The following is a 24,576-nucleotide window of genomic DNA, read 5'->3' as shown; positions in this document are numbered from 1 at the left end:
GGTCCTCCGCCCGGGGACGGCCTGCGGCCGGGGGTGCTCCGCCCGGGGACGGCCTGCGGCCGGGGGTGCTCCGCCCGGGGACGGCCTGCGGCCGCGGGTCCTCCGCCCGGGGACGGCCTGCGGCCGCGGGTCCTCCGCCCGGGGACGGCCTCCGGCCGGTCTGTTCCTTCGGGCGCCCGGTCACCCCCTCCGGGTGGCGAAGTGGTCGAGGACGGCGCGGAGCAGGTCGGTGTCCAGGGCCAGGCCGTCCAGGGCGGCCTCGGCCCGGTCGCGGTGCTCGGCGAGCAGCCGCGAGGCGGTGACGCGCCCGTGCGCGCCGACCAGGGTGGGCCGCCCCGCACCGGGCCCGGCCACCAGGTCCGAGCGGATCCGCAGCACGACCCCGGTGTGGTGGGCGTAGGCGGCCAGCAGGTCCACCTCGTGGTCCGGCAGTTCCAGCAGGATCGCGGCGGGCACCAGGGCCACCTCGATCTCCGTCGAAGCGGTCAGGGCGAAGACCTCCAGGAAGCCGGCCGCGTCGGCGGGCTCCTCGCCCCGCTCCAGCAGCCGGTCCAGGTGGCGGCCCCGGGACAGGCGCTCGGGGCCCAGCAGCGCGCCCGTCCGGGCCATCGCCTCCACCACCCGCTCGGGGGGATGGGTCCGGGCCAGCCGCGCCATGAGCGCGTACCCGCCGGAGACCAGCGCGATACCGGCCGGGTGGGACGCACGTTCGTCGAAGGCCAGGCTCCCGGTGTGGAACAACTCCACCGCGGCCACCAGCGGTGCCAGCGGCTCGGGGTCGGCCGCGGCGCCCTCGGCCAGCATCAGCGCCAGCGCCGGGCGCAGCCGCTCCTTCGGGCCGCCGGGCGAGCGGTGCGGAAGCCCGCCGGGCCCCCGGACGCCGCCGCCCGCGGCGTGCCGGGCCAGGGCGGCGTCGACGAACACGGACCGGTCCGAGGCGAAGGTGCGCGGGTCGGTCGCCGCGGGCGGCCGGGGGCCGCCGGGTCCCACGGCGACGGCGGTCCGCGCGCCCCACCGGGACGGCCGGGCGGCCGCGCGCAGCAGGGCCTCGATCTCCGGCGTCACCCGGTGCACCTCCAGCAGCTCGTCCACCCGGCCGCCCCGCCGGGCCAGGTGGTCGGCCAGCCGGGCGGCGCCGTGCCGGGCCAGGGCGTCGGCCACCTCGGCGTCGCCGCCGAACACCGTCGCGACCAGGTGCGCCTCGGCGGCGAAGAGGTCGTGCAGCGGGTCGCCGTCCAGGTCCTGCGGGGCCAGGGTGAACGGCGTGAGGCGGCCGGTCACCGCGTCCCGCACCCGGCCGAGCAGGTCGTGCCGGAACCGGGTGGCCAGAGCCGCGACCAGGTGCGGCCGGAGCGGGTCCGGCGGGGGGACGCGCCGGCCCAGCAGGGTGGCGGCGAGCGCCCCCGCCCCGGTCTCCAGCACCGCGTCGGCGAGCATGGCGTCCCCGCCGTCGCGGACCGCCTCCTCACGGGTGCGCCGCTCCGCCCGCGCGCGGGCCAGGTACATGACCTCGGTGGCCCGGTACAGGGACCGGTGCTCGGCGGAGGGGAAGCCGTCCAGCAGCAGCACGTGGGCGGTGTGCAGCTCCTCGGCCAGCGGGTCGTCGGGGACCCCGGCGGCGGGCTCCGACTCGGTCAGCAGGTGCGGCAGCAGCCGGTGGTGGGCGTCGTGCCGGGCGTGCGCGGGCAGGTCGACCACGGCCTGGGCCACGGCCAGGGCGTACGCGCCGGGCACGACCCGCCGCAGGTGCGCCGCCGCGGTCCCGGGGTCCTCGCCGACGGTGTCGTGGGAGGCGACCGCCAGCACCCCGCCGACGGTCCGGGCGGCCCGGTCCATGGCCCCGGCGGCGACGGCCTCCCCCGGCAGCGCGGCGTACAGCCTGGTCATCCGCTCCCGCAGCGTTCCCAGCGCGGGCAGGCGCTGGAGGGAGGCGCTGTACCGGACCCGTTCCAGGGCGGCGCCGACGCCGTCGGCGGGGGCGGGCACGGCGGGCCGGGGCAGGCGGTACGGGTCGGAGGTGAGCCGGTCCAGGACCTCGGGGGAGGGGAGTTCGCCCAGGGCGAGCGCGTGGCGGCGCAGGGCCCGCCGCCGCAGCCGTACGCGCTCGGCGGCCCGGTCGGCCGCGGCGGCCGCTCCGAAGCGCAGCCGGTGCAGCAGCGGGCGCCGTTCGAGGACCTCGGGCAGGTGGGAGGACCACCGGTACACGTGCTCGGCGATGTCCTCGGCGTGGGCGCCGCTCCAGGAGCGGAAGGAGTCGAGGGTTTCACGGGCCGCGGCCACCGGCGCGTCGCCGTCGAGGCCGGGGTCGGACAGGTGGTGGGGCATCGTCTGCTTCGCGGGGAGGGGGCGGGGTGGTCCAAGATCATCGCAAACACGGGCCCCGCGACAAGGGGATGACCGTATCCGGTCGGAAAATCTGGCCGTAATCTGTCCGATTTGGCGGGATCTTTGGGGCTTCATAGGGCGTGGTGGCCTGCGCGTCTCCCGTGGGGACCGGCAGAGTGTACTTCGACAGATACTCAGAGTCGCGAGGGGAGTGCGTATGGCGACGATCGGACACACCCTGGCCGCCGCCCGCGTCGCGGCGGGATTCACGGTCGCCGACCTCAGCGTCCGTACACGCATCCGGGAACCGGTGCTCAAGGCGATCGAACAGGAGGACTTCGTCCCCTGTGGCGGGGACTTCTACGCGCGCGGCCACATCCGGGGCCTGTGCCGGGCCCTGGGGCTGGACCCGGCACCGCTGCTGGAGGAGTTCGAGCGCGAGCACGCCGGCCGCCGCGGCTCGGTGTTCGTCCCCCTGCCCCGCCACCCGGCGGCCGTCCCCGCCGCGGCCCGTGCCGCCGCCGCGGCGCGGGCCGGTCGGGAGGCGGGACAGGACGGGGCCGAGGACCCGCCGGCGGCGGGGACGCTCGTCATCGGGGACGACGCCGACCCCGGCGCCGGAAGCGAGCGCTGGGGCCACTTCGAGCGGGGCGACCGGCTGCGCGGCAGGGTCCGCGGTGGAAGGCCGCGGCGCAGGCGCCCCGCGCCCGCCGCGGAGGCCGCGGGTGCGACCGCGGCCGCCGGGACGGGACCGACCGTCCCCGGGCCCCGCGACGGACGGGACCGGCCGCCCGGCCGGCGCCGCAGGCCCGAACCCGGGTCCCGCCCGGCCCCGCGCCCGCCGGTCACCAGCGCGCGGAGCCGCCGGGCCGAGGCCGTCCGCAGGCACTGGCCCTGGGCCCTGGTCGCCGTCCTGGTCGTCCTGAGCATCATCGTCGGGGTGCGGGCCTGGCGGGACTGGGACGGCGGCAACCCGCTGCGCACCGCCTTCGACGAGACCGGCACCGGCACCGTCGACTCCGCCGTCCTGCCCGAAACCGCCGTGGAGCCGGACGGGGCCGGCAAGCAGCGGCCCGGGGCCGACCCGGCCGACGGGAAGGCCGAACCCGACGAGGTCACCGTCGGGCTCACCGCGTCCGCGCGCACCTGGGTCAAGGTCACCGACGCCGGCGGCGAGAACCTGTTCACCGGGTTCCTCACCGCCGGCGACACCCGGGACTATGTGACCGACGACACCCTGACCCTCTGGCTGGGCAACGCCGGAGGGGTCGAGGTCTCCGTCGACGGGGAGGACCTCGGCCCGGTGGGGGACACCGGAGAGGTCAAGGAGGTGGTCGTCGGCGCCGACGGCTTCGACGGCTGACCCCGCCCGCGGTACCGCACCGTCCCCGGCCAGGGGTGATCCCGGCCGGGGTACGGGCGGGTGGGCCGGTGCGGGTAATGTGGAGTGCCGCGGGCGATGCCCATCGCACCGCGCGGCGGGGCTCCGGCGCCACCCGGACGGCCTCCGCCATCACTCGAAACGCTCTCCCACACGCTTGGAAGCCATGTCACCGCGCCGTACTGTCTCATTGGTCACCCTGGGGTGTGCGCGTAACGAGGTCGACTCCGAAGAGCTGGCCGGACGCCTGTCCGCGGGCGGCTGGGAGCTGGTCGACGGCGACACCGAGGCCGACGTCACCCTCGTCAACACCTGCGGGTTCATCGACGCCGCCAAACAGGACTCCATCGAGACCCTGCTGGAGGCCTCCGAGAACGGCGGCCGGGTCGTCGCCGCCGGGTGCATGGCCGAGCGCTACGGCTCCGAGCTCGCCGAGGCGCTCCCCGAGGCCCAGGTCCTCGGGTTCGACGACTACGCGACCATCGCCGACCGCCTCGACGACGTGCTCGAGGGCCGGCCCCTGGTGCCGCACAGCCCGCGCGACCGGCGCACCCTGCTGCCGATCAGCCCGGCCGAGCGCGGCTCCTCCCAGGTCCACGTCCCCGGCCACGGCGGGTTCGCCGACGCCGCCGGGGCCGAGGGCGCCGAGCTGCCCTACCGCGCCGCGATCCCGCGCCGCCGCCTGACCGGCGGCCCGGTGGCCAACCTCAAGATCGCCTCCGGCTGCGACCGCCGCTGCACCTTCTGCGCCATCCCGACCTTCCGCGGCGCCTACATCTCCCGGCACCCCGACGAGATCGTGCGCGAGGCCGAGTGGCTGGCCTCCGAGGGCGTGCGCGAGGTCTTCCTGGTCAGCGAGAACTCCACCTCCTACGGCAAGGACCTGGGTGACGTGCGCGCGCTGGAGAAGCTGCTGCCGCGCCTGGCCGCCGTCGAGGGCCTGGACCGGGTCCGGGTCAGCTACCTCCAGCCCGCCGAGGTCCGCCCGGGGCTGGTGGACGTGCTCACCGGGACGCCCGGCGTGGTGCCCTACTTCGACCTGTCGTTCCAGCACGCCAGCGGCACCCTGCTGCGCCGCATGCGCCGCTTCGGCGACCGCGAGCGCTTCCTGGAGCTGCTGGACACCGTGCGCACCCGGGTGCCCGAGGCGGGTGCCCGCTCCAACTTCATCGTCGGGTTCCCCGGCGAGACCGAGGCCGAGTTCGAGGACCTGGTCGCCTTCCTGGAGTCGGCCCGACTGGACGCCATCGGCGTGTTCGGCTACTCCGACGAGGACGGCACCGAGGCCAAGGGACACGCGGGCAAGGTGCCCGAGGAGGTCGTCGCCGAGCGCGTGGAGCGCCTCAACCGCCTCTCCGAGGAGCTGATGGCCCAGCGCGCCGAGGAGCGCCTGGGCGAGGAGGTGACCGTCCTGGTGGAGGCGGTGCTCGAGGACGGGGCCTACGAGGGCCGCTCCGAGCACCAGGCCCCCGAGGTCGACGGGAGCACCATCCTCTACGGTGAGGACCTGTCCGTGGGCGACCTGGTCCGGGCCACCGTGGTCCAGACGGTCGGCGCGGACCTGGTCGCGGAGCAGGACGAGGAGCCCGGGGAAACCGGAGACAGATGAGCAGCCACGAAGCGGCGACGCCCGCCCCCCACGTTCCGCTGTGGAACATCGCGAACATCCTCACCATGAGCCGGCTGGTCATGGTCCCGGTCTTCGTGTGGTTCATGTTCTTGGACGGCACCTGGTGGCGCCTGGCCGCCTTCGCCGTCTTCGTGCTCGCGGCCGTCACCGACCGCATCGACGGCGAGCTGGCCCGCCGCCGCGGGCTGGTCACCGACTTCGGCAAGATCGTCGACCCCATCGCGGACAAGGCCCTCACCGGCGCCGCCCTGGTCGTGCTGTCCCTCCAGGGCGACCTGTGGTGGTGGGTGACCATCGCGATCCTGGCCCGCGAGTGGGGCGTCACCCTGCTGCGCTTCGCGGTGCTGCGCTACGTGGTCATGCCGGCGAGCAAGGGCGGCAAGCTCAAGACGGTCCTGCAGATCGTCGCCATCAGCATCTACCTGTTCCCGCTGTCGGTCCTGCCCTTCGACCAGGTGTTCACCTGGGCCGCCCACCTCGTGATGGCCGCCGCCCTGGCGGTCACCCTGTGGACCGGCGTCACCTACGTCCTGGACGCCGTCCGCGCGGTGCGCGCGGGCCGGCGGGAGACGACGGGGTGAACCCCGCCGTGTCCGCCGCCGAGGTCCTGGCCTCCCAGGTCCACCGGGCCCTGCAGGAGCGCGGTATGACCTGCGCCACGGCCGAGTCGCTCACCGGAGGGCTCATCTCCGCCCACCTGACCTCCGTCCCCGGGACCTCGGCCACCTACCGGGGCGGGGTGGTCACCTACGCCACGGACACCAAGGCGTCCCTGCTGGGCGTTCCCGAGGACCTGCTGGCCGCCGAGGGCGCGGTCCACCCCGGCGTCGCCGAGGCCATGGCCAGGGGCGTCCGGCGCCTGCTGGGCGCCGACTACGGGCTGTCGGTGACCGGTGTCGCCGGGCCCGCTCCCCAGGACGGCAAGCCCGTGGGGACCGTGTACGCGGGCCTGGCCGGACCCGACGGGAATGCGCGGGCCCTCCTTTTCCGTTTCACCGGTGACCGTTCGGGTATCCGATACCGCACGGTCGAAGGCGCACTCGAGCTCCTGGATTCCGCTGTTCGCTACGGCGTGGCGGGGAACACCCGGTCCTGACCCTCCGGCCCGGTTCCTTCTCCTCGTACGGGGGAACGAAACCTTGTCAAGAGGCGGTTCCCCCTCCAGCGAACAGGCCGACAAGAGGTGCCCGAATCGGGCGTGGGGCAGGTACGGTGTTGTATATGAAGGTCGCTACCGGTGGGAGGGAGCGCGAATGATGGTCCTGCTTCGTCACCTACTTGGTGACGTGCTCAGGCGGCTGCGACAGCGCCAGGGCCGCACCCTCCGCGAGGTGTCGGCCGATGCACGCGTCTCCCTCGGCTACCTGTCGGAGGTCGAGCGCGGGCAGAAGGAAGCCTCTTCCGAACTGCTCTCGTCGATCTGCGGGGCCCTGGGGGTCCCGCTCTCGCAGGTACTGAGAGAGGTGTCCGACCAGCTGGCGCTGGTCGAGCTGCAAGAGGCGGCGCTGCTGGAGGACGCGGTCACGACCGATCCCGTTCCCGCGCAGGACCTCGGCATCGGACCGGTTCCGGATCGCGTTCCCCATGTTCCCGACATGGTGGGGGTCTGAGGGCCCGCACCCGGCGTCCGCTCCGCGGGCGTCCATAGCGTCCTCCTGAGGGGGACACCGAATTCACGAGAGGAGCCGACCAACGGTCGGCTCCTCTCGCGTGTGCATGAATATCACTATAGGTGATGGTCCGGTGGCTACCGGTGGGTATGGTTCACCCAGGCCTCCGGATCCTCCGCCAGGGTGCGGACCTGCTCCGGCAGCTCGTTGGTGGCCAGGTGCTGGAGGTTGACCCCCTCCAGGATGGAGCGCTCGCTGGCGCGCAGGGCGATCCACACCTGCTGGAGGCTGCGGGCCGCACCGTCGTAGTCGACGTGCTCGGGGCGCTCCCCGCGCACGTTGGCCAGCGGTCCGTCGACCGCGCGGATGATGTCGGCGAGCGAGATCTCCGCGGCCGGACGGGCCAGCCAGTAACCGCCCACCGGGCCGCGTTGGCTGCGCACCAGTCCGGCCCGGCGTAGCTGGGTGAGGATGTTCTCGAGGAATTTTCCGGGGATGGCCTGCGCTCGCGCGAGCTGCTCGGCCGTCACCGGTCCTTCGCTGGCGACAGCGAGTTCCGCTGCGGCGCGCAGCGCGTAATCGACCCGGGCTGAAAGGCGCATGCTGTGATTATGCCGTGGTTAGAAGGGCGAATGGGGCACCGGGCTTCGGCTCGTGCGCCGTCGCTCCGGAATGCTGCGTGATCAAGGGTACTTCTCCTACCGGGTTTCGGGGACATCGGTGACGATCCACCCGGCGGGGCGCCCGTGCCGGGACCGCCTCCCGGCGGAGGACGACCCGGGCCGGTCACGGCACCGGCCCGGGTCGTCGGGAGGGGTCGCGCCCCCGTCAGGCGGGGTGGGCGGCGGGCGCGGCGGCGCCGCCCAGCAGTTCCGCGGCGCTGAGGCCGTTGACGTGCGCGGCGCCGTAGGTGCTCACGTAGGCCCCGCAGGAGGGGCGCCAGATGGGCAGCCCCATCTCGACCACGACGGCTTCCGGGAACGCTCCCAGAAGCCGTTCGACCAGTTCGCGGGCCTCCGGGTAGCGGTGCGCGTCGCGGACCACCACGACCAGGTCGCGGCCCTGGGCGGCGGCGGTGATCCGGTCGGCGAGGGCGGCGTCGGGGGCGACCCGCTCGGTGTCGGGGAACCACGAGGACAGGCCCCAGTGCACGTCGCCCACGGCCATGCCCGCGGGCGCGTCCACCTCGACCACGTACGGGGACTCCAGGGCGGGCAGTTCGCCCGCCACCCGGAGGGCCCGGCGGGCCCCGGCCAGGCCCACCTCCGCGGACTCGGCGGCCGCGGTGCGGCGCACGGCGGCGTCGCGGATCCAGGCGCGCAGGCGCAGGTTGCGGTCGGCGGCCTCCTCCAGCCGCTCGCCCGCCAGGCGCCCGTCGCGCACCGCCTCCACCAGCGCCGTGCGGATCGCCGCCACCTGGTCGGCGTAGACGAACCGGCCCAGGCACAGCAGGTCGCACCCGGCGGCCACGGCGAGCACACTGGCCTCGGGGATGCCGATCCGGCCGCTGACCCCGTGCATGTCCATGGCGTCGCTGACGATGACGCCCTCGAAGCCCAGCTCCCCGCGGAGCAGGTCGTTGAGCACCTTCGGGGCCAGAGTGGCCGGGCCCGTCACGCCCAGGCCGGGCATCTCGATGTGCGCGGTCAGCACGGCCCGGACACCGGCGTCGACCGCCGCCCGGAACGGCACCAGCTCGCGCCGGTACAGCACCTCCGGGTCCGCCTCCACCCGCGGGAGCGTGTGGTGGGAGTCCTGGGAGGTGGCGCCGTGCCCGGGGAAGTGCTTGGCGCAGGCGGCGACCCCGGCCTCCTGCAGGCCCGCCACGGCGGCCGCCCCGTGCCGGGCGACCAGCTCGGCGTCGGAGCCGAAGGAGCGGGTGCCGATGACCGGGTTGTCGTCGGCGACGTTGACGTCCACCGACGGGGCCAGGTCCAGGTTGAACCCCAGCTGGGCGAGCCTGCCGCCGAGCGAGCGCAGGGTGGCCCGGGTCAGCTCGGGATCGTCCACGGCGCCCAGGGCGGCGTTGCCGGGGTAGTCGCTCCCGTGCTCCTGCCCGATGCGGGTGACGTCGCCGCCCTCCTCGTCCAGGGAGATCAGCGGGGTGTCCGCGGCCTGCGCCAGCTGCGCGTTCAGCGCCGTGATCTGCGCGGGGGTGTCGAGGTTGTTGTGGAAGAGGCAGACGCCGGAGATGCCGTCCGCCAGGCCCTCCAGAATCCAGCGCGGGGCGTGGTGGGACTCGAAGGGCACCAGCAGAGTGGCGTTGGCCAGGCGCGCCAGGGTCGGATCGAGCGACATGACGGACTCCGTTCGGTGAGCACGGGTGCCCATGGTGAGGGCAGACGAAGGGCGTGAAGGGGTGGTGGTGGGGCGCGGGCGCGCACGAGGCGGGTCCACGGCGCCCTCGTGGACCCGCCTCGTGGGGAGGACCGGGCGGTCAGCCCTTGACCGCGCCCATGGTCAGGCCGGAGACCATCCGCCGCTGGACGAACAGGAAGAAGATCATCACCGGGATGGTCAGCAGGGTGGAGGCGGCCATGATGGGCCCCCACTCGGTGCCGAAGCGGCCGAAGTAGTAGGACAGGGTGAGCGGCAGGGTGTAGTTGTCCGTGCTGCGGCCCAGGAACGTGAGCGCGACGATGAACTCGTTCCACGCGGTGATGAAGGCGAAGATGCTCGCGGCCACCAGGCCGGGCGCCACCAGCGGCATGAGGATGCGCCAGAAGATCGTCCAGCCGCTCGCGCCGTCGATCGCCGCCGCCTCCTCCAGCTCCTTGGGCACGGCGGCGACGAAGCCTCGCAGCATCAGGATCGTGATCGGCAGGGACACCGCCGTGTACACGATGAGCAGGCCGGACAGGTTGCCGAGCAGCTGGGCGCCGGTGGCGTCGGACAGCTGGCGGAAGTTGATGAAGATCGAGATGATCATCGCTTCCATCGGCACCATCTGGATGATGAGCAGCAGGATGATGAACGCCGTCCGCAGCCTGAAGCGGAACCGGGCCACCGCCATCGCGGCCAGCAGCGACAGGAACGCGCCCATCCCGACCGCCCCGAGGGTCACGAGGAGGCTGTTGCCCAGGAACTGCCAGAAGTTGACGCCCGGGATGAGCTGCCCGTTGAGGACCCGGTCGAAGTGCGCCAGGGTCGGGGCCTGCGGGAAGAACGTCTGGTTCCGGGTGAAGATCTCACCGACCGGCTTGAAGGCCGTGGCGACCATCCAGTAGACGGGGAAGACGGAGAACACGAACACCGCGAGGCCGGCCAGGTACAGCGGCAGGGAGCGCAGCCGGCGCAGCGGGCTGCGGCGGTAGCCCCCGCGGTTCGGGGCGGTGGTGCTGGTCGCGCTCATCGGGTCTCCCCCTGGCGGATCATGATGCGCAGGTAGTACGCGGTGACGGCGAGGATCATCACGGTCATCACGACCGCGATCGCCGAGCCCATGCCGTAGTTGGCCGGGCTCGCGCTGAAGCCCTGCTGGTAGATGTAGTACGAGAGCAGGTAGACGTCCTTGTTCTGGAAGCTGTTCGCCAGGATGTACAGCTGGGTGAACACCCGCAGGTCCCAGATGATCTGCAGGACCAGCAGCAGGGCGAACAGCGGGCGCAGCATCGGGAACGTGACGTTCCAGAAGGACTTCCACGCGGTGGCGCCGTCCATCTTCGCGGCCTCGTACAGCTCGCTCGGGATGCTCTTGAGCCCGGCGAGGACGGAGACGGCCACGAACGGGAACGACTGCCAGACGATCACGGTGATGAGGATCGTGAACAGCGATCCCGGCTGGAGGAACCAGTTGTACTCCAGCCACCCGCTGCCGACGAGCCAGTCGGGGAGCCGGTCCAGGGCCACGTTGACCAGGCCCCGCTCGGGCAGGAACAGCCAGCGGAAGACCAGGGAGGCGCTCAGCGCCGGGGTGGCCCAGGCGAGCATCATGCCGATGGACACGATCGCCGAGAACCACTTGGGCAGCTTGTGGAGCAGGAGCCCGACCAGGGTCCCCAGCACCATCGTGATGCCGACCATCAGCACGCAGACGACCACGGTGTTGCGCAGGATCGTCCAGAACTCGGGGTCGGTCAGCAGGCGGCGGTAGTGCGCGAAGTCGTTCCACTCCGGCCCGGGCTGGTTGGGCAGGAGGTTGCGCGTGGTGAAACTGGTGAACGAGTACCACACCATCTGCACGATCGGCCAGAGCAGCACGACCGCGAGCAGGATCAGTGCCGGGGCGATGAGCAGGTACGGGGTGGGGAGCTTGCGGCGGCGCTTGGGCGCGGGGTCGGCGGTCACCCGGTCGGTGCCCTCGCTGTCCCGGTCTGCCGCTCGTTCGACGGTGTGTGCCATGGTCTTCTCAATCGAGGCGTGGTTCTGCCGGGCGGCGGGCGGGGTCCGGGGGACCCCGCCCGCGTGCGGCACTGCGCTGTGGAAGAGGAGCTGGCTACTCGACCGGCTCGTTGAGGATGGTGGTCAGCTGCTCGTTGGCCTCGGCCAGGACCTCCTCGGCGTCACCGCCGTTGACGATCTCCAGGACGGCGCCCGGCAGGACCTTGTTGTCCTGGTCGGCAGCGGTCCAGCGCGGGGTGCTGGGGAAGAACTGCGTGTGCTGCATCTGGGTGGCGGCGGCGACGCGGGCCGGGTCCTTCTGGTACTCGTCGCCGGCCAGCAGGTCCGGGTACGCCGGGAAGAAGCCCGCGACGTCGGCGTAGCCCTTGCCGCCCTCCTGGTCGCCCAGGACGGTCAGCAGCTCGAACGCCAGCTCGGGGGACTGGGTGGTGCTGAAGACGGAGAGGGCGGAGCCGCCGGCGAAGGCCGGGGCGATGCCGTCGGCGCCCGGGATCGGGGCGGCGACGATGTCCTCCAGGATGGCCGGGTCCTCGGCCTGCTCCTCCATGGAGCCCAGCGCCCAGCCGCCGTCGATGTACATGCCGACCTGGCCGTTGGCCATGTCCGCCAGGGGCACGAGCTCGTTCTCGCCGACGTAGCCCTGCGGCGAGATGCCGTCGGTGGTCAGGCTCGCGTAGAACTCGACGGCCTCGACGGTCGCGGGGTCGGTGAGCTTGCCCTCCCACTCGCCGTCGGCGTTCTGGGTGGCGATCTCCCCGCCGTTGCTCCAGATGAAGGAGGCGATGCCGTTGGTGAAGTCGGTCGGGGCGGCGAAGCCGGGGACGTCGTACTCCTTCTGGATGTCCTCGGCGACGGTCACCAGCTCGTCCCAGGTCGTGGGCGGCTCGTGGCCGAGCTCCTGGAGCCAGTCGGCGCGGTAGTAGAGGGTGCGGACGCCGGAGAACCACGGAACGCCGTACTGGACGCCGTCGTAGGTGCCGTACTCCAGGGCGTTCTGGTCGATCTCGGCGGCGGCGTCCCAGCCGCCCACCTGCTCGGTGATGTCGAGCAGGGCGCCCTGGGAGGCCCAGCCGGCCACCTGGTCGTTGCCGATCTCGATGACGTCGGGGGCGTCGCCGCCGGCGAGGGCGTTGGTGATGGACTCCTGGGCGTCCGGCCAGGGGATGAACTCGACGTTGACGTCGACGTCCGGGTTGTTCTCCTGGAACCGCGCCTCGGCACCGTCGAAGTACTCGACGAGGGCCGGCTGCGAGGTGCCCATGACCCACACGGTCAGGCTGTCGGCGTCACCGCCGCCATTGGAGTCGGAACCGCCACCGCCGCAGGCGGCGGCGAGCAGGACCACGGACGTTGCCGCGGCGATCTTGGGGAACCTCATGATGAAACCTATCTCCCTTCGCACGACGCGCCGGGGACCGACGCCTGTGCTCGAACCGACCTGGGATGATGGAACGTCATCCCCCGGGTTCGACGTCTCTGTGGGGGTGTGCTGGGATAGCACGTTGCCGCCCCGCCGGCGCGGGTACCGGAGGGCCCGGGTGAACTCGGACCTGCCAGGACGTGACCTCCTGTGAGGTTGTGAGCTAAATTAACAGGAAACTTTCCTAATAAAAACAGGGTGAGGTGTCACGGTTATGTCTCAACGTCCGGGGACTCCCCGGCTGCTACGCCAGCTCAACGACCGTGCGGCGCTGGAACTGCTGCTGTCCGCGGGCCCGTTGACGAGGACGCAGCTGGGTACGAGGACCGGCCTTTCCAAGGTAACCGCGTCACAGCTCCTCGCCCGGTTGGAGGAGCGCGACCTGGTGCGCGTCGTGGGCAGCCAGGCCGGCGGCCGGGGCCCCAACGCGGCCCTGTACGCGGTGGTCCCGGAGAGCGCCTACGTCGCGGCCCTGGACGTCAGCGCCCGCCGGGTGACCGCCACGATCGCCGACATCACCGGGCGGATCGTCGGCGACGTCACCGTCGACCCCAGTTCCTCCGACGACCCCGTCGCCCTGGTCCACACGGCCGTGATGCGCCTGGTCGAAACGGCGGAGGTGCCGCTGGACAGGCTTCGCGCCTGCGTCATCGGCACCCCCGGCGTGGTCGACCCGCGGACCGGCGACATCCGCTTCTCCTTCGACCTCATCTCCTGGCACGAGGGCATCCTGGAGGCGCTGCGCACCGACCTGAAGCGGTCGGTGATGATCGAGAACGACGTGAACCTGGCGGCCCTGGCCGAGCACGCCGAGGGCGCCGCCTCCGGGGTCTCGGAGTTCGTGCTCATCTGGCTCAGCGCCGCGGGCGGCGTCGGCATGTCCACCATGATCGACGGGCGCATCCACCGGGGCCGCTCCGGCGGCGCCGGGGAGATCGGCTACCTGCCCGTGCCCGGCGCGCCCATGCCCGGCGACCTGGGCCTGTCCGGCGGCTACGAGTCCCTGCGCGACGACGTGAACCGGGAACTGCCGCACGGCTTCCAGGCGCTGGTCAAGGCGGGCGGGGTCGTCGGCCTGGCCGCGGAGTACGGCGTCCGGGGCGCCGACGTCGTCGAGGTCGTGCGCAGCGCCGCCGCCTCGGGCACCCCCGAGGGCGACGCGTTCCTGGACGCCTTCGCCGAGCGGCTCGCCCGGGGCGTGGCCGCCGTCAGCGTCATCATCGACCCCGGCCTGGTCGTGCTGGGCGGCGACGTCGCCCAGGCGGGCGGGACCAAGCTCGCCGAGCGGGTGCAGGAGGCCACCGCGCGGATCGCCCCCAACGCCACCGAGATCGCGCTCGGCGCGGTCGAAGGCGGCCCCGTCGTCCGCGGCGCCCTGCTGCACGCGCTGGAGCACGCCCGCGACGAGGTGTTCTCCTCCACGGTCTGACCGGGACGCCCGCGGCCGGGCCCTCCCCGGCCGCGGGGAGGGCCTGCATCGCCCCGGGAACGACCACGACCGCGGTCGCCGGGCCGAGCACCGGCAGCAGGCAGCCGCCGCCCAGGCCCCACCACAGGCCGGCCCGGGAGGCGCGGGCCGGGGCCCGCGGCACGGGGCGCATCGGGCCCGCGTGCACCGGCGTACCCGGCACCTACCCGGTGGGCGCCGGGGGTCCGGCCGCCGCCGGGTGCGGCTGCGGCGCCCCGGTTCGCACCCGCGGTGCGCCCCGGCTCACCCCACCGGCCGGGCCATTGCCACCCGCGGCCGTACCCGGATCGCCTCCTCCTGCTTCCACAGCCCCCGCAGGCCCGCGCCCCACTCCCGCGGCGGCAGCACCGAGAAGCCGCGGGCCGCGTACCAGGGGCCGTTCCACGGCAGGTCGCGGAAGGTCGTCAGGGTCACGCGCACCGCCCCGGCGGCGGCCGCCTCCGCGCACACCGCCTCCAGCAGGGCCGACCCGGTCCCGCGCCGCCCGTGGTCGGGGTGCACCGCCAGCTGCTCCAGGTGCACGTTCCCGTCCAGTGCCAGGGTGGCCGCCAGTCCCCGCACCGCACCGCCCTCCACCGCGACCAGGACCCGGTCGCAGTGGTCGAACACCTCGCTCGGGTCGTCCGGCGGCAGCACCACCCCGGCCCGGGCGAACAGCGTGTCCGCGGCCAGCGACGCGGCCACCGCGCCCGCCTCGTCCGCGGGCACCATCGGCCTGATCTCCATCAACGGTCCCCCTTCGGCACGCCCGCCATCCTGCCCGGGGCCGCCCTCCGCGGCCAGGGGTTTTCACGGGCGCAGCCGCAGCCCCCTGGGGGTGGCGTGGAAGCCCGCGGACACCAGTGCGGCGTCCAGCGGCGTCCCGAACACCTCGGTCCCGTCGGCCCGCTCCACCGTCACCGCGTCCAGGGCCCCGGAGAGCACCGCCCCGGCCAGCGCCCGGGCCGCCCGGGCCAGCTCCTGCGGGGAGGCGCCCAGGGTGAGCGCCGAGCGCCCGCCCCGGCCCGTGTACAGGGTGGGCCGCCCGTCGTCGATCACGACCACGGAACCCGCCGCACGCGCCGGACGGCCGTCCCCGGGCCCCTCCGGCCAGGGCAGGTCCCGGCCGAACGGGTTGGCGGGGTCGTCGGCGGCGAGCACCACCGGAGGCACCGCCCCGCCCCGGTTCTCCCCGGCCAGCGCCCGCAGCCGGTCCACCGCGCCGGGCAGGGCGAACTGGGCGCCGCCCACACCCGACACGAAGTACCCGCGGCGCACCCGCCCGGCCTCCTCCATCGACCGCAGCACCCGGTACTCGTCCGGGGAGATGCCGCCGCCCTGCCAGCCCTTGACCAGCAGCCCGTGCCGCTCCAGCCGGGCCTGCAGGGACGCCACCGCCCGCCGGGTGGGGTCGGGCTCGCGCTCGGGGAGCGCCCACCAGCGGCCCGCCGCGGTCGGCGGCCCCGACCGGGTGGGCAGCACCGCGCGCCGCGCCCGCCCCGGACGGGCCGGGCGCGGGCGCACCGCACCGCCGGTGCCCAGCAGGGCGCGGACCGGGGCCAGGGTGTCGTTGGTGACCACCCCGGACCAGGCCAGCGACCACAGAGCGGCCACCAGGTCGGCGTCCGGGGGCGCTCCCGGACCGCCCGCGCGGGTCACCCGGTCGGCGAGGTCGCGGAAGAACAGCGCACCGCCCTCCCGCAGCGCCTCCAGCACCGTGTGCTCCACCGTGCCCGGCTCCGGCGGGACCGGGTCCGGCGCCAGCGCCTCCGCCTCGTCCGCCGGGAGCAGGACGATCCGCCCGTCCCCGCCGGGCAGGGGCCCGGCGCCCGCCCACACCACCTCCCCGGCCTGGGTGAGCTCGTCCAGCATCCGCGGCTCGTAGCCCTCCACCCGGGCGGGCAGTACCAGCGACTCCAGCGCAGAGGCCGGGAGCGGCGCGCCGCGCAGCGACTCCACCGCCTCGAACACCGCGTCCGGGCCCCGCCACCGCTCGCCGGGCACCGCCCGCTGCCACAGCGGGGAGAACCGGGCCAGCGCCGCCGGACCGACCGGCTCCACCTCGGCCCGCAACCGGGCGATCGACCCCCGCCGCAGACGGCGCAGCACCTCGGCGTCGCACCACTCCGTCCCCGCGCCGCCGGGGCGGAACCCGCCCCGCGTGACCCGGCCCTCCCGGGCCAGCGCCCGCAGCACGGCGGTGACGACGTCCTCGGCCAGGCCCAGCCGGGCGGCGGCCCCGGCGGCGGTGAACGGCCCGTGCGTGCGCGCGTACCGGGAGACCAGGTCGCGCACCGGGTCCCCGGCCGGCTCCAGAAGCGCCTCCGGGACACCGGAGGGCGGCCGCGCGCCCAGCGCGTCCCGCAGCCGCGCGACGTCCTCCACGGCGCACCACCGCTCCACCGGCCCGGTCGGTTCCGCGACCCCCGGACCGGAGTCGGCGCCCTCCCCGGAGGAGACCGCCTCCACGGTGCCCGGAAGCCTCATCCGGACCGCGCGGCCCGCCCCCTCCAGCGCCGCCAGCCACTCCGGGCGCACCCCCCGGGACGCGGCCTCCGCCGCCGTCAGCGGGCCCACCTCGCGCAGCAGGTCGGCCGCGGCCTCCTCGTCGCGCACCGGGGCGGCGGTGCGCTGGAGCAGCGCGTCCACCTCCGCCACCACCCCGGGGTCCAGCAGGTCCCGCAGGTCGGTGCGCCCCAGCAGGTCCGACAGCAGCGAAGGGTCCAGGGCCAGGGCCCCGGCGCGCGCCTCGGCGGCCGGGACGTCCCCCTCGTACAGGAACGCCGCCGTGTACTCCATCAGCAGCGACCGGGCGAAGGGCGAGGCGCGGTCGGTCTCCACCTCCACCACCCGCACGTCGCGCGAGCGCACCCCGCGCAGCACCTCCACCAGCGCGGGCACGTCGAACAGGTCCCGCAGGCACTCGCGCGCCGTCTCCAGCACGATCGGGAACGACCCGTAGCGGCCCGCCACCGACAGCAGGTGCGAGGCGCGCAGCCGCTGCTGCCACAGCGGCATCCGCCGGTCGGGGCGCTGCCGGGGCAGCAGCAGGGCCCGGGCGGCGCACTCACGGAACCGGGACGCGAACAGCGCCGAACCGGTCAGCTCCTCGGTGACCACCGCCTCCACCGTCTCGGGGTCCACCGCCACCAGTTCGGCCAGCACCCCGGGCCCGTCGAGCCCGCCCGCCGTGTCGGGCAGGCTCAGCACGATCCCGTCGTCCCCGTGCAGCACCCGGCTCTCCACTCCGAACCGCTCCCGGATGCGCGCCGCGATCGCCAGCGCCCACGGCGCGTGCACCCGGTCGCCCAGCGGCGAGTGGACCACCACCCGCCGGTCTCCCACCTGGTCGGGGAACCGCTCGACCACGACCGTGCGGTCGTCGGGCACCCGCCCGGTCGCGTCCTGCTGCTCGGCGACGTAGGCCGCCAGGTTGCGGGCCGCCCACGGGTCCAGGCCGGCGAACTCCGCCGCGGCCCCCCGCGGGTCCTCGGCCAGCCGACGGACCGCCGCGCCGATGGCCCGGCCCAGCTCCACCGGGCGGCCCCGCGCGTCGGCCTTCCAGAACGGCATCCGGCCGGGGCGGCCAGGGGCGGGGGTCACCAGCACCCGGTCGGCGGTGATCGCGTCGATCCGCCACGAGCTGGAGCCCAGGACGAACACGTCGCCCACCCGCGACTCGTACACCATCTCCTCGTCCAGCTCGCCGACCCGGGTCGGGCCCACCCGTCGCCCGCCACCGCCCTCAACGGACGCCTGCGGCGCGGGCTCCCCCCGGCCGGTGCTCTCCCGCGCCCCGGCCAGGTGCACGGTGTACATGCCCCGGTCGGGGATGGTGCCCCCGGCCACCACGGCCAGCCGCTGGGCGTCGGGGCGGGCCCGCAGCACCCCGGCCTGCCGGTCCCACACCAGGCGGGGCCGCAGCTCGGCGAACTCGTCGGACGGATACCGGCCCGACAGCATGTCGAGGACCGACTCCAGTGCCGCGTCCCCCAGGTCGGAGAACGGGGCCGCCCGCCGCACCACCGCGGCCAGCTCCGCCACCGGCCACTCGTCCATCGCCACCATCGCCACGATCTGCTGGGCCAGCACGTCCAGCGGGGACCGGGGCACGCTCAGCGGCTCGATGTCGCCCGCGCGCATCCGCTCGACCGCCACCGCCGTGGTGAGCAGGTCGCCCCGGAAGGCCGGGAGGAACACACCGCGCGAGGTCCCTCCCACCTGGTGCCCGGCCCGCCCCACCCGCTGGAGCCCCGACGCCACCGACGGCGGCGCGGCCACCTGCACCACGAGGTCCACCGCGCCCATGTCCACGCCCAGCTCCAGGCTGGAGGTGGCCACCACGCAGCGCAGCCGCCCCGCCTTGAGGTCGTCCTCCACCACCGCCCGCTCGGCCTTGGACATCGAGCCGTGGTGGGGGCGGGCGATCACCGCCGGGGCGCCGCGGCCGCTCCCGGACTGGGCGATGACCTGTGCGGGCACCTCCTCGGGCGGCAGGTCCAGGCCGTGCCGCTCGGCGTACAGGTCGTTGATGCGGGCGCACAGCCGCTCCGCGGTGCGCCGTCCGTTGGTGAACACGATGGTGGACCGGTGCTCCTCCACCAGGTCCAGCACCCGCCGCTCCAGGTGCGGCCACAGGGAGCCGCGGCCCGCCGGGGGCGCGCCCCCGGCGGCGGTGCCCGCGGGCACCGGGGGCCCGGGGGCGCCGGGCGGCACCACCACGGCCCCGGCCTCCTCCGCCCCGGTCTCCTCCGCGTCGGCCGGGCCCGGCGGCAGGGGCGGCGCGGGCAGGTCGGGTTCCTCCATGTCGAAGACCGGCACCGCCACGCTCAGGTCCAGGTGCGGGGAGTCGGGCGGGGCGACGATGTCGGCGCCGCCCAGGAACTCCGCGACCGCCTCCGCCGGGCGCACCGTCGCCGATAGGCCGATCCGCCGGGTGCGCCGCTCCACCAGCTCCTCCAGCCGCTCCAGGCTGAGGGCGAGGTGGGCGCCGCGCTTGGTGCCCGCCAGGGCGTGGACCTCGTCGACGATCACCGTCTCCACCCCGGCCAGCCCCTCGCGGGCCCGCGAGGTGAGCACCAGGAACAGCGACTCGGGGGTGGTGATGAGGATGTCCGGGGGCCGGGTGGCCATCCGCCGCCGCTCGTCCGCCGGGGTGTCGCCGGTGCGCACGCCCACCGACACCGGGGACACCGGTGCGCCCAGCTCCGCGGCGGCCGCCGAGATCCCCGCCAGCGGAGCGCGCAGGTTGCGCTCCACGTCCACGGCCAGCGCCTTGAGCGGCGAGACGTACAGCACCCGGCACCGCCGCGCCGGATCCTCCGGGACCGGGGAGGCGAGCAGCCGGTCCAGGGACCACAGGAACGCCGCCAGTGTCTTGCCCGACCCGGTCGGGGCCACGACCAGGGTGTCGCGGCCGCCCGAGACCGAGGCCCACGCACCCTCCTGCGCCGGGGTCGGCCCGTCGGGGAAGGCGTGTTCGAACCAGGCCCGGGTGGCGGGCCCGAAGGAGGTCGGTGTCATCCGACCAGTCTGCCCCGAGGGGGTGACGGATCAGGGGAGGACGGCCTGTGGACGACGGCCGACGGGTGGCCCGGATCGACGATACTGGGGCCGATGAGACTGACTGTTTTCTGGCGCAACATGTACGAGCAGTTCGGCGAGGCGTACGCGCAGAGCCTGGCCAAGGACTACGTGATCGAGGGGCTGGGCTCGCGCACCGTCGAGCGGGCGCTCGCCGACGGGGTCCCGGCCAAGGAGGTCTGGCGGGCCGTCTGCGACGCGTTCGACCTTCCGGCGACGACGCGCTGACCGACGAGGGGAAAAGGGGGGCGGCGCTTTACGCGTTCGAACGGAAATCGAACAGGGGTTCGGGTAGGCTGGGTTCGTCCACAGGCCGACGCCGGACACCGCGATTGTCGGACCGACCGCGTAGCGTCGTGCGCATCATGAAGAAGAAGGCATCGACCCAACAGGGGTATCCCGTGGCATCTGGAGACCGAGAGAAGGCTCTCGAAACCGCCCTCGCGCAGATCGAGCGGCAGTTCGGCAAGGGCTCCGTCATGCGCCTGGGCGACGACGACCGTCCGCCCATCGAGGCCATCCCCACCGGGGCGATCGCCCTCGACGTGGCCCTGGGCATCGGCGGTATCCCGCGCGGCCGGATCGTCGAGATCTACGGCCCGGAGTCCAGCGGTAAGACCACCGTCGCGCTGCACGCGGTGGCCAACGCGCAGAAGCTCGGCGGCATCGCCGCGTTCGTGGACGCCGAGCACGCGCTGGACCCGGAGTACGCCAAGAAGATCGGCGTCGACACCGACAACCTGCTGCTGTCCCAGCCGGACACCGGTGAGCAGGCGCTGGAGATCGTCGACATGCTGATCCGCTCCGGCGCGGTGTCCATCATCGTCATCGACTCCGTGGCGGCCCTGGTGCCCCGCGCCGAGATCGAGGGCGAGATGGGCGACAGCCACGTGGGCCTGCAGGCCCGGCTCATGTCGCAGGCGCTGCGCAAGATCGCCGGTGCGCTCAACCAGACCGGCACCACCGCGATCTTCATCAACCAGCTCCGCGAGAAGGTCGGCGTCATGTTCGGCTCCCCGGAGACCACCAGCGGTGGCCGGGCGCTGAAGTTCTACTCCTCGGTGCGCCTGGACGTGCGCCGTATCGAGACGCTCAAGGACGGCACGGACGCGGTCGGCAACCGCACCCGCGTCAAGGTCGTCAAGAACAAGGTCGCGCCGCCCTTCAAGCAGGCCGAGTTCGACATCCTCTACGGGGTGGGCGTCTCCCGCGAGGGCAGCCTCATCGACCTGGGCGTGGAGAACGGCATCGTCCGCAAGTCGGGCGCCTGGTACACCTACGACGGCACCCAGCTCGGCCAGGGCAAGGAGAACGCGCGCAACTTCCTGCGCGAGAACTCCGACATCGCCAACGAGGTCGAGAAGAAGATCAAGGAGAAGCTGGGCGTCTCCACCGGCGACGACAGCGCCACGGGCCCGGCGGCCCCGGAGGCGGCGGCCGCCCCGGCCGCCGACAAGGCTCCGGCCGCCCCGGCGACCGAGGCCAAGGCGCCGGCCAAGAAGGCCCCGGCCAAGACCACCACCGTCAAGGCGCCCACGACGGATGCGTGAGGCCGACACCCCGCCGGACGGTGACGACGGCCCCGAGGCCGCACCGGCCTCCGGCGGGGAGAAGGCACTGAACAGGGCCCGCACCCTGGCCCTGCGCATGCTCGCGCACAAGCCGCGCACCGCCGCGCAGCTGGAGGCGGGCCTGCTGCGCCGTGGCCACGAGGAGGAGATCGTGGCCGCGGTCATGGACGAGTGCGCCAGCGCGGGGCTGGTGGACGACGCCGTCTTCTCCCGCGCCTGGGTGAGCTCGCGCCACCACGCCCGGGGCCTGTCCCGCGCCGCGCTCACCCGCGAGCTGCGCACCCGGGGCGTGGCCGAGGAGACCGTCCGCGAGGCGGTCGCCGAACTCGGCGACGAGGAGGAGGCCGAGGCCGCCCGGGCGCTGGCCCGGCGCAGCCTCTCCGGCAGCCGCGGCCGCGAGCGAGACACCCGCATGCGCCGGGCCCTGGGCGTGCTGGCCCGCAAGGGCTACGGCGGCGGGCTGGCCTACCGGATCGTCCGCGAGGAACTGGAGGCCGAGGGCCTGGACGCGGACCTGGACGAGCCCCCGGAATGAGCTCAGCCCCGCCCGGCGGAGAGCCGCTGGAGCGGGGGCGGTGACCGGAAGCCCCGGATCCGGGGCCTTCCCGGCAGGCGGCCACCGAGGGTCGGATCGCGGCAGGAGTGCCTGCCGTCCCACGGGGCGAGGAGGACACGGCTTGCCGGGAGGGGAGAGCGCGTGGCCGAGGGGGCCGCTCCGGTCCTGCGGGTGGCCGACTCGGCCGCGTCGGCACGGTGGTACGCCCACCCCTCGCCTACCACCCCCCAACGGACGCCTTCGGTGCGGTCCCTCCCCCCGGGTTTCGAGTTCGGCCGGGAGCACCGGTCCGGGCCGAGGCTGCCGGCCTTCGTCGGGGTGCACCGGGGGCGGGTGAGGCTGTTCCTGTCCGAGCACACCGGGGACGCCCGGCCGGACGCCCTGGTCCACCTGCGGCCGAAGGACATCGTCGCGGTCGCCGCCGAGTCCGGTGTTCCCGTCGAGGAGGCGCCGTGGGGCCGCGAACCGGCGCTGCGCGACCCCGACGGCGACCGGCCGCGGGTCGGCGGACCGACCGGCCGACCGGAGCGATCGCTCAGTGGTCGGGAGCGGGCTCGCTCTCCGGGGCCGGGGTCCCGTCGGCGTCGGTGTCGTCCAGGACCGCGGAGGCGGACACGCCTCCCGGCGGGGTCCGGAGCGGCTCGGCCCCGTCCCCGGCCTCCGGCGCGGGCTCCGGCCGCGGGTCGGGCGGCTCGGTGGCCAGCTCCAGCGGCGGCACGTCCGCCGCGAACCCGAACACCCGGGCGTACAGCCCCAGTTCGGCCTCCAGCGACTCCCGGCGCGCCTTCTCCCCGGTGAACCCGTGCGCCTCGCCCTCGAACTCCACCAGCGCGTACGGCACCTTGCGCCCGCCCAGGGCCGTCGCCATCGCGAACGCCTGGTCCGGCGTCACCACCGGGTCGTCCAGGCCCTGGATCAGGAGCACCGGCACGTCGATCTCCGCGGTCCGGTTGATCGGCGACCGCTCCCGGTACCGCTCCACGAACCCCGGCAGCAGGCCCACCAGCGTGTCCAGGAACCGCGACTCGAAGTCGTGGGTGGTCCGCACCAGCCCCAGCAGGTCGGTCACCCCGAAGTACGACACCCCGCAGGCGAACACGTCCCCGGTGACCGCCACCAGGGCGGTGTACCCGCCCGCGCTCGGACCGCGCACCGCCAGCCGCTCCGGGTCGGCCTCGCCCCGCTCCACCAGGGCCCGGGCCACCGCGGTGACGTCCTCGACGTCCACCACGCCCCACTCCTTGTGCAGGCGCTTGCGGTAGGAGCGCCCGTACCCGGTGGACCCGCCGTAGTTGACGTCCACCACGCCGATGCCCCGGCTGGTGAAGTAGGCCTTCACCGGGTCGAACGCGGTCGTGGCGTGCGACACCGGACCGCCGTGAACCCACACCGCGTACGGCGCGGGGCCCACGGAGGGGTGCTCCGGGTGGGTCGGCGGGTAGACGTTGGCGTGGACCGGGGCGCCGTAGCGGCCCGGGAAGACGGCCTTGCGGGGGACCGGCAGGTAGGCGGCGTCGGGGACCGACTCCATCGACCCGCGCAGCACCTCCACCCGCCCGGTCTCCGGGTCCAGCCGCACCAGCGACTGCGGGACGGTCGGCGACGCCGCCACCCCCACCACGGTGCGCCCGTCGGTGTCGAGCATCGACCACGAGGTCAGGTCGGTGTCCACCGGGGACAGGTCCAGGGTGTCGGGGTCGTACACCCCCGGCACCATGTCGGCGTCGCCGTGCAGTGCCACGACCCTGCCCGAGTCCAGGACGCAGAACGACCGGTCGCCCAGCCGCCCGGGCGGGGCGTGGAACTCCTCCTCGGCCGGGTACAGGGCGATCGCCGGGCCGGTGAGCCCCACCTGGTAGAGGTTCCAGAACCCGGGCCAGTCGGAGGCCGCGTACAGGGAGGAGTCGTCGATCCACACCGGGGAGACCACCGACTCCTCCGAGGAGCCCTTGAGCGTGTACTCGCCGGTCAGCCCGTTGCCGTCGAACAGGCCCATCCGCAGCTCGGTCCCGTCCCAGGGCATCTTGGGGTGGTTCCAGCGCACGTACGCCAGCCGTGTCCCGTCGGGGGAGGGGGCGGGGGAGGCGTAGAAGTCCGCTCCCGAGACGATCTCGCGCACCGCCGCCGGATCGACCGCGCCCCGGCCCGACAGCGGCACCGAAACGATCGACCGCCGCACCGTGCCCCCGGCGTGCTGCTCGCGCACGCACAGGACGCTGCGGCCGTCGGGTCCCAGGACCGGTTCGGCGTAGCGCAGCGCGGCGGGCGCGTCCGGCTCGGGGGTGAGCGGCACCGGCTCGGCGGCGCCGCGTTCCAGCAGGTACAGGCGCTGGTCGGGGGAGTTGACGAAGACGACGCCCATGCGCACCAGGGCCTTGTCGTCCCGCCGGGGCACGGGGCGGTAGGCCCGGCCCCCGTACTCGTGCACGCGGCTGCCCACGCTCCACGGGGCGGCCAGCAGCTCGGTCACGGTGCCGTCCGCACCGCGCCGCATGATGGTCCGGCGTCCTTCCTCCGGTCGGCTCTCCTCCCACCACACCTCGTCGCCCACCACGGAGGGGAAGGCGAGGGCGCGCACCCCCCGGGCGACGTCGGCGGCGCTGATGGGCGATGACCAGGAGCCGTGGCTCGACAGTTCAGACATATCCCGCTCAGGATGGGTCGTGGGGTGGATCGGATGACATGTCGACCTTAGTCCTCGCGGGCTCACGT

General features: G+C 74.5%; 18 protein-coding genes. 9 read left to right on the top strand and 9 right to left on the bottom strand.

Annotated elements, in window-relative coordinates:
* Positions 1-180: 180 nt before the first annotated feature.
* Positions 181-2,325: a hypothetical protein gene (locus ACSUPR_RS08780; protein WP_436890648.1), complete on the bottom strand. Its 2,145-nt coding sequence runs from the start codon at positions 2,323-2,325 to the stop codon at positions 181-183.
* A gap of 217 nt (positions 2,326-2,542) precedes the next feature.
* Between ACSUPR_RS08780 and ACSUPR_RS08775 the strand changes: the two genes are divergently transcribed.
* The 5 genes from ACSUPR_RS08775 (at position 2,543) to ACSUPR_RS08755 (ending at position 6,946) form a co-directional block, all read left to right on the top strand.
* Complete coding sequence (locus ACSUPR_RS08775; RefSeq protein WP_436890647.1) at positions 2,543-3,688, top strand: helix-turn-helix domain-containing protein; 1,146 nt, start codon at positions 2,543-2,545, stop codon at positions 3,686-3,688.
* 184 nt (positions 3,689-3,872) lie between these two features.
* On the top strand, positions 3,873-5,315 hold the full coding sequence (gene rimO, locus ACSUPR_RS08770) for a 30S ribosomal protein S12 methylthiotransferase RimO (protein WP_436890646.1): 1,443 nt from the start codon (positions 3,873-3,875) through the stop codon (positions 5,313-5,315).
* Entirely contained in the window at positions 5,312-5,917 is a 606-nt protein-coding gene (gene pgsA / locus ACSUPR_RS08765) for a CDP-diacylglycerol--glycerol-3-phosphate 3-phosphatidyltransferase (RefSeq protein WP_436890645.1), read from the top strand. Before rimO ends, pgsA begins: the two co-directional genes overlap by 4 nt.
* Entirely contained in the window at positions 5,914-6,432 is a 519-nt protein-coding gene (locus ACSUPR_RS08760; RefSeq protein ID WP_436890644.1) for a CinA family protein, read from the top strand. Before pgsA ends, ACSUPR_RS08760 begins: the two co-directional genes overlap by 4 nt.
* Before the next feature lie 157 nt (positions 6,433-6,589).
* Positions 6,590-6,946 carry a helix-turn-helix domain-containing protein gene (locus ACSUPR_RS08755; RefSeq protein WP_436890643.1) on the top strand — a complete coding sequence of 119 codons (357 nt, stop codon included), beginning with the start codon at positions 6,590-6,592 and terminating at the stop codon, positions 6,944-6,946.
* A 137-nt stretch (positions 6,947-7,083) separates the two neighbouring features.
* Here the strand turns inward: ACSUPR_RS08755 and ACSUPR_RS08750 are convergent, their stop codons facing one another.
* The 5 genes from ACSUPR_RS08750 to ACSUPR_RS08730 all read right to left on the bottom strand — a co-directional run bounded on the left by ACSUPR_RS08750 (position 7,084) and on the right by ACSUPR_RS08730 (position 12,665).
* Entirely contained in the window at positions 7,084-7,548 is a 465-nt protein-coding gene (locus tag ACSUPR_RS08750) for an RrF2 family transcriptional regulator (RefSeq protein WP_436890642.1), read from the bottom strand.
* A 226-nt stretch (positions 7,549-7,774) separates the two neighbouring features.
* The gene (locus ACSUPR_RS08745; RefSeq protein ID WP_436890641.1) at positions 7,775-9,244 is read right to left on the bottom strand and encodes a glycoside hydrolase family 3 protein; all 1,470 of its coding nucleotides are present in this window, start codon (positions 9,242-9,244) and stop codon (positions 7,775-7,777) included.
* A gap of 139 nt (positions 9,245-9,383) precedes the next feature.
* On the bottom strand, positions 9,384-10,298 hold the full coding sequence (locus ACSUPR_RS08740; RefSeq protein WP_436890640.1) for a carbohydrate ABC transporter permease: 915 nt from the start codon (positions 10,296-10,298) through the stop codon (positions 9,384-9,386).
* Entirely contained in the window at positions 10,295-11,287 is a 993-nt protein-coding gene (locus tag ACSUPR_RS08735) for a carbohydrate ABC transporter permease (RefSeq protein WP_436890639.1), read from the bottom strand. The genes ACSUPR_RS08740 and ACSUPR_RS08735 overlap by 4 nt, the downstream gene beginning before the upstream one ends.
* A 94-nt stretch (positions 11,288-11,381) precedes the next feature.
* Positions 11,382-12,665 (bottom strand): extracellular solute-binding protein, encoded by a 1,284-nt coding sequence (locus tag ACSUPR_RS08730; protein WP_436890638.1) that lies wholly within the window; start codon positions 12,663-12,665, stop codon positions 11,382-11,384.
* 256 nt (positions 12,666-12,921) lie between these two features.
* On the opposite strand from ACSUPR_RS08730, the gene ACSUPR_RS08725 reads away from it, so the two are divergent.
* Positions 12,922-14,136: an ROK family transcriptional regulator gene (locus ACSUPR_RS08725; RefSeq protein ID WP_436890637.1), complete on the top strand. Its 1,215-nt coding sequence runs from the start codon at positions 12,922-12,924 to the stop codon at positions 14,134-14,136.
* A 282-nt stretch (positions 14,137-14,418) separates the two neighbouring features.
* On the opposite strand, the gene ACSUPR_RS08720 is transcribed toward ACSUPR_RS08725, so the two are convergent.
* Both ACSUPR_RS08720 and ACSUPR_RS08715 read right to left on the bottom strand, forming a co-directional pair.
* Positions 14,419-14,901: a GNAT family N-acetyltransferase gene (locus ACSUPR_RS08720; protein WP_436890636.1), complete on the bottom strand. Its 483-nt coding sequence runs from the start codon at positions 14,899-14,901 to the stop codon at positions 14,419-14,421.
* 63 nt (positions 14,902-14,964) lie between these two features.
* Positions 14,965-19,677 (bottom strand): DEAD/DEAH box helicase, encoded by a 4,713-nt coding sequence (locus ACSUPR_RS08715; RefSeq protein WP_436890635.1) that lies wholly within the window; start codon positions 19,675-19,677, stop codon positions 14,965-14,967.
* Positions 19,678-19,770: 93 nt separating this feature from the next.
* Between ACSUPR_RS08715 and ACSUPR_RS08710 the strand changes: the two genes are divergently transcribed.
* The 3 genes from ACSUPR_RS08710 (at position 19,771) to ACSUPR_RS08700 (ending at position 21,843) form a co-directional block, all read left to right on the top strand.
* Complete coding sequence (locus ACSUPR_RS08710) at positions 19,771-19,965, top strand: DUF3046 domain-containing protein (protein ID WP_436890634.1); 195 nt, start codon at positions 19,771-19,773, stop codon at positions 19,963-19,965.
* Positions 19,966-20,138: 173 nt separating this feature from the next.
* On the top strand, positions 20,139-21,287 hold the full coding sequence (gene recA / locus ACSUPR_RS08705) for a recombinase RecA (protein ID WP_436890633.1): 1,149 nt from the start codon (positions 20,139-20,141) through the stop codon (positions 21,285-21,287).
* Positions 21,280-21,843, top strand: coding sequence for a regulatory protein RecX (locus ACSUPR_RS08700; RefSeq protein WP_436890632.1), 564 nt, complete (start codon positions 21,280-21,282; stop codon positions 21,841-21,843). The genes recA and ACSUPR_RS08700 overlap by 8 nt, the downstream gene beginning before the upstream one ends.
* Before the next feature lie 556 nt (positions 21,844-22,399).
* On the opposite strand, the gene ACSUPR_RS08695 is transcribed toward ACSUPR_RS08700, so the two are convergent.
* On the bottom strand, positions 22,400-24,508 hold the full coding sequence (locus tag ACSUPR_RS08695) for a S9 family peptidase (RefSeq protein ID WP_436890631.1): 2,109 nt from the start codon (positions 24,506-24,508) through the stop codon (positions 22,400-22,402).
* Positions 24,509-24,576 lie beyond the last annotated feature (68 nt).

The organism is Nocardiopsis dassonvillei (assembly GCF_964273065.1).
In the GTDB taxonomy this organism is placed as follows: Bacteria; Actinomycetota; Actinomycetes; order Streptosporangiales; family Streptosporangiaceae; genus Nocardiopsis; species Nocardiopsis dassonvillei_B.
Note: the sequence above shows the minus strand (reverse complement) of the source record. Positions and strands in the feature narration are given on the sequence as shown.

What these genes read in the sequence shown, in the direction of transcription:
- ACSUPR_RS08710 (WP_436890634.1), top strand. Translation starts at nt 19,771, where the DNA reads ATGAGACTGACTGTTTTCTGGCGCAACATGTACGAGCAGTTCGGCGAG.
- ACSUPR_RS08780 (WP_436890648.1), bottom strand. Translation starts at nt 2,325, where the DNA reads ATGCCCCACCACCTGTCCGACCCCGGCCTCGACGGCGACGCGCCGGTG.
- ACSUPR_RS08695 (WP_436890631.1), bottom strand. Translation starts at nt 24,508, where the DNA reads ATGTCTGAACTGTCGAGCCACGGCTCCTGGTCATCGCCCATCAGCGCC.
- ACSUPR_RS08720 (WP_436890636.1), bottom strand. Translation starts at nt 14,901, where the DNA reads ATGGAGATCAGGCCGATGGTGCCCGCGGACGAGGCGGGCGCGGTGGCC.
- ACSUPR_RS08725 (WP_436890637.1), top strand. Translation starts at nt 12,922, where the DNA reads ATGTCTCAACGTCCGGGGACTCCCCGGCTGCTACGCCAGCTCAACGAC.
- ACSUPR_RS08775 (WP_436890647.1), top strand. Translation starts at nt 2,543, where the DNA reads ATGGCGACGATCGGACACACCCTGGCCGCCGCCCGCGTCGCGGCGGGA.
- ACSUPR_RS08715 (WP_436890635.1), bottom strand. Translation starts at nt 19,677, where the DNA reads ATGACACCGACCTCCTTCGGGCCCGCCACCCGGGCCTGGTTCGAACAC.
- ACSUPR_RS08750 (WP_436890642.1), bottom strand. Translation starts at nt 7,548, where the DNA reads ATGCGCCTTTCAGCCCGGGTCGATTACGCGCTGCGCGCCGCAGCGGAA.
- pgsA (WP_436890645.1), top strand. Translation starts at nt 5,312, where the DNA reads ATGAGCAGCCACGAAGCGGCGACGCCCGCCCCCCACGTTCCGCTGTGG.
- ACSUPR_RS08745 (WP_436890641.1), bottom strand. Translation starts at nt 9,244, where the DNA reads ATGTCGCTCGATCCGACCCTGGCGCGCCTGGCCAACGCCACTCTGCTG.
- ACSUPR_RS08700 (WP_436890632.1), top strand. Translation starts at nt 21,280, where the DNA reads ATGCGTGAGGCCGACACCCCGCCGGACGGTGACGACGGCCCCGAGGCC.
- ACSUPR_RS08755 (WP_436890643.1), top strand. Translation starts at nt 6,590, where the DNA reads ATGATGGTCCTGCTTCGTCACCTACTTGGTGACGTGCTCAGGCGGCTG.
- ACSUPR_RS08730 (WP_436890638.1), bottom strand. Translation starts at nt 12,665, where the DNA reads ATGAGGTTCCCCAAGATCGCCGCGGCAACGTCCGTGGTCCTGCTCGCC.
- rimO (WP_436890646.1), top strand. Translation starts at nt 3,873, where the DNA reads ATGTCACCGCGCCGTACTGTCTCATTGGTCACCCTGGGGTGTGCGCGT.
- ACSUPR_RS08735 (WP_436890639.1), bottom strand. Translation starts at nt 11,287, where the DNA reads ATGGCACACACCGTCGAACGAGCGGCAGACCGGGACAGCGAGGGCACC.
- ACSUPR_RS08740 (WP_436890640.1), bottom strand. Translation starts at nt 10,298, where the DNA reads ATGAGCGCGACCAGCACCACCGCCCCGAACCGCGGGGGCTACCGCCGC.